At 46.0% G+C, this 11,396-nt stretch carries 3 protein-coding genes; all 3 read left to right on the top strand.

The window, feature by feature from the left end; translation table 11 throughout:
- Nucleotides 1-107: 107 nt before the first annotated feature.
- Complete coding sequence (locus A8L45_RS22705) at nt 108-8,654, top strand: SPM autocatalytic domain-containing protein (protein ID WP_217492210.1); 8,547 nt, start codon at nt 108-110, stop codon at nt 8,652-8,654.
- Between the two features lie 221 nt (nt 8,655-8,875).
- The gene (locus A8L45_RS22700) at nt 8,876-9,838 is read left to right on the top strand and encodes a LysR family transcriptional regulator (protein ID WP_068905628.1); all 963 of its coding nucleotides are present in this window, start codon (nt 8,876-8,878) and stop codon (nt 9,836-9,838) included.
- A 333-nt stretch (nt 9,839-10,171) separates the two neighbouring features.
- On the top strand, nt 10,172-11,380 hold the full coding sequence (locus tag A8L45_RS22695) for a NupC/NupG family nucleoside CNT transporter (RefSeq protein WP_068905627.1): 1,209 nt from the start codon (nt 10,172-10,174) through the stop codon (nt 11,378-11,380).
- The last annotated feature ends 16 nt before the right edge of the window (nt 11,381-11,396 follow it).

The raw sequence follows: 11,396 nt of genomic DNA, 5'->3' as shown, positions 1-11,396 counted from the left end.
CCGGCAAGCTCCATATCTACACCGGGGCGGACAACGACCCGCAGGCGGTCACGGTAACAGATATCAGCCAGACCGTTATCTGGGACCTCCCCGCAGGGACCCGGAATGTGCAGGTCTTCATCGAGCCGATGGATGATGCATTGTATGAAGGCAATGAAAGCCTGATCCTCAATGCCAGAGTGGATGCGCCCAACACCGACTGGGTAGTGTCCGACACGGTACAGCTGATAGATACGGAATCCGCTCCGGTCGTTGAGTCTGTGGTCATCACAGATAACGAGGTGACTGAAGGCGATGACATTGATGTGTCATGGACTGTAAACCTAAACAATGCCTCGGCCTCCACTACCACTCTGGTTCTTGACCTCAAGAATGTCGGGGAAGATGGCAACTTTTTGAAGGATACAGACGGCACTTTTGTCATCACATCTGCCGATGGCACTACACCTATCACCACAGTCGACATGAACAATGCTATCAACGGCATACTAAAAGTAGAGATCCCTGCTGATGAAAAAACGGTTCAAATTAAAACATCACTCAATAATGACGCTCTCTTCGAGGGTACTGAGAAGCTCACTTTAAAAGTGGCTGTAGAGGATAGTAACGTCTGGAAAACCGCATCTGAACTTGTTATCAATGATGACGAAGTCTCGCCAATAGTGTCGACCTTAGATACCGTTGAAGAGACGGTTACCGAGGGCGATGACGTTAATTTAATATGGAACCTCGAACTGAATAATGCTTCAGCCTCAGACACCACAGTATTGCTAGACATTAGCAATATTGGTAAGAAAGGCACCTTCGCCGATGATACCAACGGTATCTTCACTCTCTACAGCACCGATGGAAAAACCCCACTGGGTTCCTTCAATATGAGTAGTGTTGACAATGGCAAAGTAGAGGTCACTATCCCTCCCGGACAAAAGTCGGTTCAAATTAAAACGACTCTCAACAATGATGTGCTTTATGAAGGCAACGAGGAGCTCACCCTTAAAGCGGCAGTAAAAGATTCAGGAGACTGGAAAACAGCTTCTGATGTTACTGTTATAGACAATGAAAGTGCACCACTTGTTACCGCAGTCACACCACAAAAAACGTCGGTCACAGAAGGTGACAACGTGGAACTCGGCTGGACAATTGATTTTAACAACGCTTCAGCCACCAGCACCGACCTGCGCCTAATTGTAAACAACGCTGGTAATGAGGGTGACTTTGCCACAGACACCACCGGCGTCTTCAAACTTTGGTCAGCCGATGGTAAGGAAGAACTGGGTACATTAAATGTTGACAAAATCGTTAATGGAGTACTTGATATCTCGATTCCTGCGGGTCATCAAAGCGTTCAAGTCAAAACCACACTGATAAACGACAACCTGCATGAAAATGATGAAGCATTCGCAATTCAGGCTGCAGTCAAAGGATCGGGACAATGGAAAACATCGGCCAATATTGTTGTTGAAGATGATGAAGGCTTACCAACCTTGAACGCTACTGCGACATTGATTCAGCATGGCCGCGAAGATGCTGACTCTTTCAAAGACGGTCCGGGCTGGGAGTTCACGACCACTCACGCGTCAGATGAAGACGGCACCATGCTTGTCTCGTTCAATGATAACTATTATTCATCCAGTTTTGGGCAATACGAAAACGAACTGTATGTTGAGGATATGGACGGCAACGAAATTGCACCGCCAGAGGACAGAGAAGGGCCAAATGGTGGATGGACAATCAGTAGCTGGTCTTCAGGCGCAAGCTTTGAAATTCCAATCAGTGCCGGAGAAACCGGGATCAGAGTATTTATAAAACCGAAAGATGATGCCGTCTATGAGCCGAACGACAGTATAAGACCGTTTGGCTTCCTCAACAATTCTCAGGCTAATGGCGAACTGGCGACACCCGATGACTCTGCCGATATCTCGACTACAGCCACCATCGTCGAAGATTCGGGGGTTATGATCGCGACGGGTCAATTCGACAATACTGATGACAACGGAAATTTACTCATTCCCTCAGGCACCTCATATCCCGGTGAGTTTGGAACAATCTTGATCACTGGTAATACATGGCAGTACACGGGCAATAATGACTTACTTCAAAAACTTGATGAGGGCCAACAGGAGAGCGATGTATTCCAGCTCAGCACATCAGAGGGAACGAAAACCATCTCCATTACACTGGAAGGTAAAGAAGATGTATCACAGCTCACTGACGACAGTGACACATCAGCATCTGTCGACTTAAGCACCCTTTCACCAGACAGCCATGATGCCAATATTCAACAGACTGAGGGTAATTCTGTCACCAATTTCTCCCTTTCTGATTACACAAGAGATGTCATTGACGATGCCAGTAATACCGATGATAGAAAGACGACAGTGATCATCGATGACCTTCCCTCTGGGGGCGCACTGTTTTTCATTGACAGTCAGGGTCAGAAACAACCCGTGGAAGCAGGACAACCCTATTCGAGCGATACACAGTTTGAGTTTGAGGAATACTCCCTCGATATCAATGCAAACAATCTGACGATGGATGGAGGAAGTAGAGTTGAGGCACATGGTGTTTCGATCACAGCGGCCATTTTTTCAGGCGATAAACCTGACACCAGCTCTACCCTGACAGAAACAACACTGCAACTCGATACAGGAGATGCGAATTATGGCCTCGGTATTGGCGGTGACAAGGAGCTCAATTCAGCGAACAAAGAGGTATTAGTTGCAGACTTTGGCGGTGGAAACAGTGTATTTGAAGCAAACATAAGGCTTGAGAGTGTCTACGGTAATTATAAGTCTAATGTGGCAGATGCCAGGGTCAACATACTCGTGATGAAGGATGGCGAGGTTATTGACGAGATTAACCTTGCTGACATGGCAACGAGTAACGGAACAGCAATGGTCAACGTAAAAAATGATACAGGCTTCGATGAGTTGAGGCTATTTACCACTGCCAATTACAATAGTAACCTCACGTTGGGCGCAATTGACACTATCAGTTCATCTTTAGACAAAGACTTCTCCTATCACGCAATCAATTCTTCCGGTAACGAATCTGAATCTGCAACCATCACTTTCAGCGAGCAAGCGACTACCCCGGCTATTGAAGGATCGACATTCGAACTGAGGGGCAGCATTGATATAAGCGATGTAGACGAGAATGATACTCCATCTTTTAACGATACGACCTTACCCGGAAGCTACGGCACACTCACCCTTACAGACGGAGAGTGGACATACGTTTTGGATAGTCAGGCCGTTCTGGGTATCGGTGAAGACGAGTCAAAAATTGACACAATAACGCTAACGGCAACTGACGGTACCACCCATGATATATCGATTACGATAGACAGTGCCGGAGCAATCGCGCCAATTACCATGGAGCAACGATCAATACCCACAATGGCGAAACTGAGTGGTGATACAGACGTTGAAGAGGGTGATAGTGCACGTTACGAAATAAAATTCAGTGGCAGTGATGCGAAAAGCCCTACAGGCGACATTTCTGTCAATGTCAGCTTATCCGGAGCCAAGCCGATTGAAAACCTCATCGTCAATGGTGACTTTGAAGCCTGGGGAAATGATCAGGACAATAGCGTTGCCCATGTAAGCAGCGCAAGTATGCAGGGCTGGTCATCAACAGACGGCAGCAACATTGAGCACCAGCAAGGTAACGTTAGCGGGATAGGCAACGATCGTACAAATACTATTATCGAACTTGATGGCTATAACAACGATGGTATTAAACAAAAAATTCATATTTCTGACCTAACGGCTGACGAACCGACTGTGCTGGATTTATCTTTTGATTATGCCAGTCGTGTAAACAACTCAACCACTAATCAATTTGAAGTAAAAGTGTCTGACCAAGACGGTAATATTTTACTCTACAGGCATTTTGACAACTCACAAAACACATCAGAATTTGAACATTTTGCTATGCCGGTTCATGTTGCGAAGGATGTAAAAGATATCTCAGTCACGTTTAATGCCTTAGGAACCTCTGATGGAAGTGGCGCGCTACTGGATAATATTTCTCTAAGCAACAATCCCTCTGCTGAAAATGGCGACTACTCCGCGGAAGAAAGCTTCACTATTTCCCCAGACGTCAATGGCAAGTACTTCTTCGATATTGCCACCATGAATGATGATGATATCGAGAACATCGAAGCACTGACGGTGGTGCTTAACAGTGTCACCAGCGAAGGCAACGATATTCCCGTGGATACTCAATTTGCGAGTTTTGTCACGCTGATTGAAGATAACGATCTCGCAAACTGGTCTCTCAACGAGGCTGCTGCAACTGAGGGTGAATACCTGGTCTGGGAAGCCACCTTAAATAGTCCTGCTACGGGTGAGACACTCACTAAAATTGGTATGGTCAATGACTCGGCAAGCCATGGCAAAGATACGTCTTTGGTTCAATTTTCCTTTGATGGTGGCCAGAACTGGAATGTAACCAAGCACTCTATGCCGGGCGGTGGCATTGGGTTTAAGGCACCTGAAGGTACCACCTCTGTGTTGGTAAGAGCAGAGACCAAAAATGACAGTGTCTATGAGGACACTGAGAGTATGCGACTGACTCTTACTGAATTAAGCAATGATGCAGGTATTCACGCAGGACAATTAATCAGTGCCGTAGGGGTAATTACTGATGCACAGGAAGCACCCTATGTTTCATCGATTAATCATGTTCAGGATGCACTGGAGGGTAATGCTGACCACTGGGCCTCATGGCAACTCAACCTCAGCTCGACATCAGACACCGCGACAAAAGTGAATGTTAATTTCTTTGACGGTGATACCGATAACGATGGAACGGCTGATCATACAGCCAGATTTGGTGAGGACTATACGGGTAAGATCAACGTTATCTCTCTTTTGGATGGGAGTACTCTCGCCAGCTTCACAATAGATGGTAACAACCCGGACAAAGAAGTGATGATCCCAGCCGGACACTCAGGGGTCAGGATTGACGCAGAAACGATTGCGGATAGCCGTAATGAAGGCACTGAAACGCTGACCATCCGGGCCAATGCACCAGATAATGATAAGGGATGGGTCGTTTCTGAAACGGCGGATATCATCGAAATTCCCCGCGTTGATTCCGTCACAAAATTGCAAGACGGCATAGAAAATGCGGGCGACGATGAAAGTGGTTGGATGGGATGGAACGTGAATTTTAGTAACATTTCTCCTGGCGCTACCACGGTGTCACTGACCTTGTCAGATCAAGTTGGAGATAATGGAAAAAACAGCCAGAAAGGAACCGACTACAGCACTGAAATGAAAGTGTATTGTGACCTCGCTGATGGCACTTCGACAAGCCAGGTTTACCAACTGAATAGTAGTGGGGATTTCAAAACAGATATCACAGTGCCAGCCAATACGACGAAGCTGCGGGTATTTTCAAAACCGCTGGACGATAACATCTATGAGGGGACTGAAAGCGTTTATCTTTATGCGAAAACAACCGCACCCGATGGTGATTGGAAAAAAGGCCTAGCAGATATTCAAGATAATGAATCTGTGCCAACACTTCAGCCTGTCGGCACCAAGCTTCAGGATGGGGTCGAGAACGCCAGCACACACAAGGATGGGCCCGGCTGGCAGTTCAACACCACCCACGCATCCGACGGAGACACAACCATTACCGTGGCTTTCAATGATAACTTTTATAATTCATCTTTTGGTCGATTCGATCAACAAATATATGTAGAAGATTTAAGGGGCAATCCTCTTTCTCCTTCCGGAAGTAGTGATGGTTTGTGGTCAATATCGTCAACACAATCGGGCGCAAATTTTTCTGTTTCGCTGCCTGCTGGCCAGACTGGGATAAAAGTCTACATAAAGCCAAAAGACGATAACATTTTCGAAGGTAACGAACAGATTATGCCGTTTGCCTTCCTAAACGGCTCGCAGGCCAATGGACAAATGGCAACATTGAATGACGACGCTGACAAACCAACAGTGAAAGAGGTCTCCGACACTGAAGTCGCAGAGGGCGATGATGCTGTTGTTACCATTACGCTTTCCAACACATCCAACTCAACCACCAAGGTCTGGATAGATGGGTACAACGACAGTGCCATAGAAGGATCAGATTTTGGTGGGAATCTGTTCGCTGACTTCGGAAGTGGATGGCAAGACCTCGGCGGCTTCGCTACTGGACGCTGGGTTGACGTCCCTGCCAATACCGAAACGTTCGATGTAAAAGTAGGAACGATTGAAGACAATATCTTTGAAAATACTGAGAACTTTACGCTAAGAGCCAATGTTGAGGGACAAACGCAAGTCATTGGCACCGTGACCATCAATGATAATGCGGACAAACCCGAAGTCACAACCATCACTGAGGAAAGAGAAGGCAAAGAAGGCGGCAGCTGGATTGGCTACAATCTCGATATCAACAAAACCTCAACCACAGACACAACCGTAACACTGAGATTTGATGACAGTCAAAATCAGGCCCAATACGGTTCTGATTACACAGGCAAAATTCACGTTTACACCAAAGATGCAGAAGGTGGTTGGTCCCGTATTGGCGGCGATTATTATATGAGTGGAAGCTCCCCACATACCGCCGATATCACAATACCCGCAGGAAAATCAGGCGTCAGACTTTTTGTCGAACCTGTCAACGACAGTAACGTTGAAAGCAATGAAACCCTTAAGTTCGATGCTGTTACTGAAGGATCAAGTAACTGGGTAACGTCTGACTCTGTTGCACTACTCGACAAGTCAGCTTGGATCATCTCTGAGCCAGCTCAAGCTAATGAGGGTGAGTGGTTAACCTGGGAAGCAACGCTTGCCAATCCATCAACGGGAAACAGTTGGACGAAAATTAATGTTCATGGAGGGGCCACTCATGGCTCTTCCTGGAATGCTTTTGAAGCCTCCTTTGATGGTGGGGAAACGTGGAGTGCAACCCGCTATTACGATGGCTATGTGATTGTTCCGGCTGGGTCGACATCATTTCATGTTCGCTCCAAATCAGTCGATGACAGCACCTACAAAGGCGAGAACGAAGTGACTCTAGAATTGATTGAGTACTCGAGTACCGCAGGAATAGTCTCTGGCACAACCACTCAAAGTGGGTATATTACTGACAACGATAATCCTGAAATCCCCGCGTTCATAATGGGCGAACACTTCAACGTTGTAAAAGGTAACCTGAATTATGTGACTGGAAATAACACAGCTCTAAGTTTTAGTAATGGCCCTAACAAGGTAAAGTTTTTTGATAATAACGATGTATTAATAGGCGATAATGCCAGAAACGATTATGTTATCGATTCAGCACAAAAAGTTGAGTTGAACGGAACTAAGTACACAGTTCAATTCGACTTTAATATCGTCGTCCAAGGAGGAAATGGGACTAAATATACATTTGCGGTGTTAGATGTTGACCTAAACTCTGACGGAAGTATGCAGACAAGTAATCACAACGAAGACGGCAAAGTCATCATTCAAGTTGCCGGGCCCACTGTTGCAAAAAATGAAACACTAGAGATAGTCTCGTTGGACAATTCGATTGACGCATACAAATACGAAGACCTATATGATGATGCCGAATCAATCACCCCACTGGTTCTCGACCTTGACGGAGACGGTGTAGAAACGATCTCTGTCGACGTCTCTAAAATCAATTACGATCTGGATGCCGACGGCACCTCAAACATCACAGGGTGGGCCAACAGTGACGATGGCTTTCTGGTTTGGGATATCAATCAAGATGGGTTAATCAATGACGGCAGCGAGATGTTTGGAGCCGGAACAGATATGGCAGACGGAACAAAAGCCAAAGACGGTATTGAAGCCCTCGCTCAACATGACGTCAACCAAGATGGCGTCATCGACCTAGACGATGCGATTTTTGATCAATTGAATGTCTGGGTAGACAGTAATGTAGATGGTATCACTGACCCGGGTGAACTCAAAACTCTCGCAGAACTCGATATCACCAGCATAAGTCTCGGGGCTGCGGCTACCGAAGAAATGGATAACGGCAACTTACTCGGTTTGATGAGCTCCTATACCAAGTCGGACGGCACCGTTCACGAGTATGCTGATGTTTGGTTTAAACAAGGCCAGAGCTCTGATTCAGAGCCATCAGATTCGATAGAAAGTGCACACGCAAATTTATCGACTGAAGATAATCAAACCACTACTAATGACCCACACCCAAATTTTGAAGGTCAGGCAAGCCCAGGTGCTTTGATAGAATTTGACGTTGTCGGCGAGAGTTTTACAACACGAGCAGATCAATATGGAGACTGGAAAGTCACTCTGCCACCTGATATCACGCTTAACAAGGGAGAGAATCCGTTTACGGTCAAAGTCACCGATACAGAAGATGGCACAGAGGTTAAGGCAGGGATCGTGACTCTTGATACAACACCGCCCATGATCCTGCTAGAAAATGAAAATGGATTGAGTGAAGGAGATAACTCTATTGGCGGATCTAACTATAACTCGTGGGATGCTGGGGCAATGGTAAAAGTCATGCAAGGTGACGTTGAGATCGGTGAGACAAAAATTGAAAGCGACGGCACATGGAAAATAGATAACCCTGGATACAAGGGAGGCTGCGATGTCACCATTTGCATTACTGATATTGCTGGTAACTCGACTGTTGATGACTTCAGCGTCGGATAGATCACTTTTTACATAACAATCTCAAATATCAACAAAGTGATTACCTATGCTAGAGCCGACCTGAAGCATCTTGTGAGTATTTGCCTAACAAAGCGGATTGAGGTTGCTTAACGCGGCCACTAAATCTCAAACGACCAAACTTGAACACTGTTTTTTGGTATCAACTTGAGTATAATTGTGACCAATATCACGTATGATTACTCAGTTCGACCTAAATTTTTATGATCACAACTGCTCTCGATACCCCGCAACACGAACGCGCCTCACAGATGGTTTTTTTCAGTACCCTGGTCCGGGAGCAAAACTTTACAGCTGCAGCTCTATCTTTGGGAGTATCTGTCTCTCAGGTGAGTAAACAACTTGGACTGTTGGAAAAATCTCTCAACGTAAAACTGGTTCAACGCACTACGCGCAGTTTTCAGTTAACCGAAGCTGGTGAGGAATACTTCTCTATCTGTGGCAAAGTCTGTGATGCTGTGAGGGAAGGAAACTTAAAAATGAAGGATGCAAGCAGCAGTTTAAGTGGCGTCATTAAGCTCGGTCTCGCACAGTCTCTCGGTACACTCCACATTATACCAGCACTGGAAAAACTGACTCGCCTCTACCCTGACCTCAACATCCAACTCAGGTTATTTGATCATAAGGCAGATATGATTGCTGACGGACTTGATTTGTGGGTTTCTAACTATGAGCAAATACCCGAAGGCTATGTCGCGCAGCGCCTCGCTGACTGTAAGTTTGTAGTTTGTGCATCTCCCGACTATCTCATAAGACATGGCACCCCAACCCACCCTGACGATTTAAGGAAGCATAACTGCATCATATATCGCAGTAAGCAGCGACATTACCCAGAGTGGGCCTTCAAAAAAGATGACGAGGAGATCATGGTTCCCGTAGCAGGTAATTACAGCGTGGATCTTGCGGAGGCTGTCCGCGATGCAACTATCGCAGGTGCAGGTATTTCTTATTTGGCCACATACTTGCTAAAAGATGAATTCCGAACGGGAAAGCTGGTTCAGGTGTTACCGGATTGGCAAACCAGTCAAAAAATGCCGTTTCATATCATTTATCCGTCCAGACAACACCTTCCCAGAAAGCTGAGTACTGTCATTACAGCAATCAAAGAGCATGTTGGTTTAACACCGTACTGGGATACTGACCTTAAAAAATGGATTAACCTCTGAGCAGAGTCAGTATCAAAGACAAGTGCTTTTTGAAAAATAAATGAGTCTGGTGTGTCATAAAATACCTGTTGTTAATGCTCTAAAACCGCCACAACAAGCATTCAATAGCGAGATATTACTCGCAATATTATCCCCACATGGGGATGAAGCTTTTCTTCACAGAAAATAACCATTAACAACTATAAATATAATCATAAAAATCAATATTTTAAAATAAAATCATTCTTGACGACCAACAAGAACAACAACTGATTAACATTACGCGTTTGCGTTCTTCAACCCGCTAAATAGAATTCGCCGCTCTATATACTTATCACTTCAAGGTTGTGATACATGTCTTCACTTCTGGGGATCCCGGCGATCCTGTTTATGGCGTGGCTCTTATCCACTGATCGTAAGAACATTCCGTTTCGCATGGTAACAACAGCACTGGCTATCCAAGTCGTGTTTGCCCTTTTAGTCCTCTATGTCCCAGCGGGTAAAGCGGCGTTGGATGCGGTGACTCGTGGCGTATCAAGTGTTGTCAGTTATGGGCAGCAGGGGATTAACTTTTTGTTTGGCGGTATCGCAGAAGGTAACGTCGGCTTCGTCTTTGCAGTTAATGTTCTTGGCATTATCATTTTCTTCTCTGCATTAATTTCTGCACTTTATCATCTTGGCATTATGCCCCGTGTGATCTCTATTATTGGTGGTGGATTACAACGCTTTTTAGGCACAGGAAAAGCGGAATCTATGTCAGCAACGGCCAATATCTTCGTCGGTATGACAGAGGCCCCGCTCGTTATTAAGCCTTACCTGAAAACAATGAGTGACTCTCAGCTTTTTGCTGTAATGAGCTGTGGTCTGGCATCAGTAGCAGGTGGACCGCTGGTTGGATACGCCGCGATGGGTATCGATCTTAAGTATCTGATCGCAGCGGCGTTTATGTCTGCGCCAGCCGGTTTGTTAATGGCTAAAATCATTGTGCCACCGTCAGCGGAAGATGCACACTCAAGCGCCGAACAGGATGTGGAAATGCCTGTTGCAACCAACGTTATTGAAGCGATAGCTGATGGTGCAATTGCCGGAATGCGTCTTGTGGCGGTGATTGGTGCAACGCTGCTTGCATTTATCGGCGTCATCGCACTGGTCAACGGTTTACTGGCAAGTCTGGGCGATCTGGTCGGTCTATCACTGAGCCTAGAGAAAATCTTTGGAATGCTTTTTGCGCCTATCGCCTTTCTTATCGGTATTCCATGGAATGAGGCCGCGACCGCCGGTTCTCTGTTGGGGAATAAACTGGTGATGAATGAATTTGTCGCTTTTGTTCAGTTCCTGAATGTGAAAGACCAGCTCAGCGAACACAGCCAAGCCATAGTGACGTTCGCGCTTTGCGGCTTTGCCAACATATCTTCGTTAGCACTGCTGGTCGGCAGCATGGGAACGCTGGCCCCTGAAAGACGTAGCTTTGTCAGTCGTCTTGGCCTCCGCGCCATTGCAGCTGGTGTGTTGGCAAACCTGATGAGCGCAGCCATTGTCGGCATTATTCTGAGTTTTATTTAACGTCGCTTATCGTAAA

It is taken from the genome of Veronia pacifica (assembly GCF_001707825.1).
Classification (GTDB): Bacteria; Pseudomonadota; Gammaproteobacteria; order Enterobacterales; family Vibrionaceae; genus Veronia; species Veronia pacifica.
This window is presented reverse-complemented; position numbering and strand designations above follow the sequence as displayed.

What these genes read in the sequence shown, in the direction of transcription:
- A8L45_RS22700 (WP_068905628.1), top strand. Translation starts at nt 8,876, where the DNA reads ATGATCACAACTGCTCTCGATACCCCGCAACACGAACGCGCCTCACAG.
- A8L45_RS22695 (WP_068905627.1), top strand. Translation starts at nt 10,172, where the DNA reads ATGTCTTCACTTCTGGGGATCCCGGCGATCCTGTTTATGGCGTGGCTC.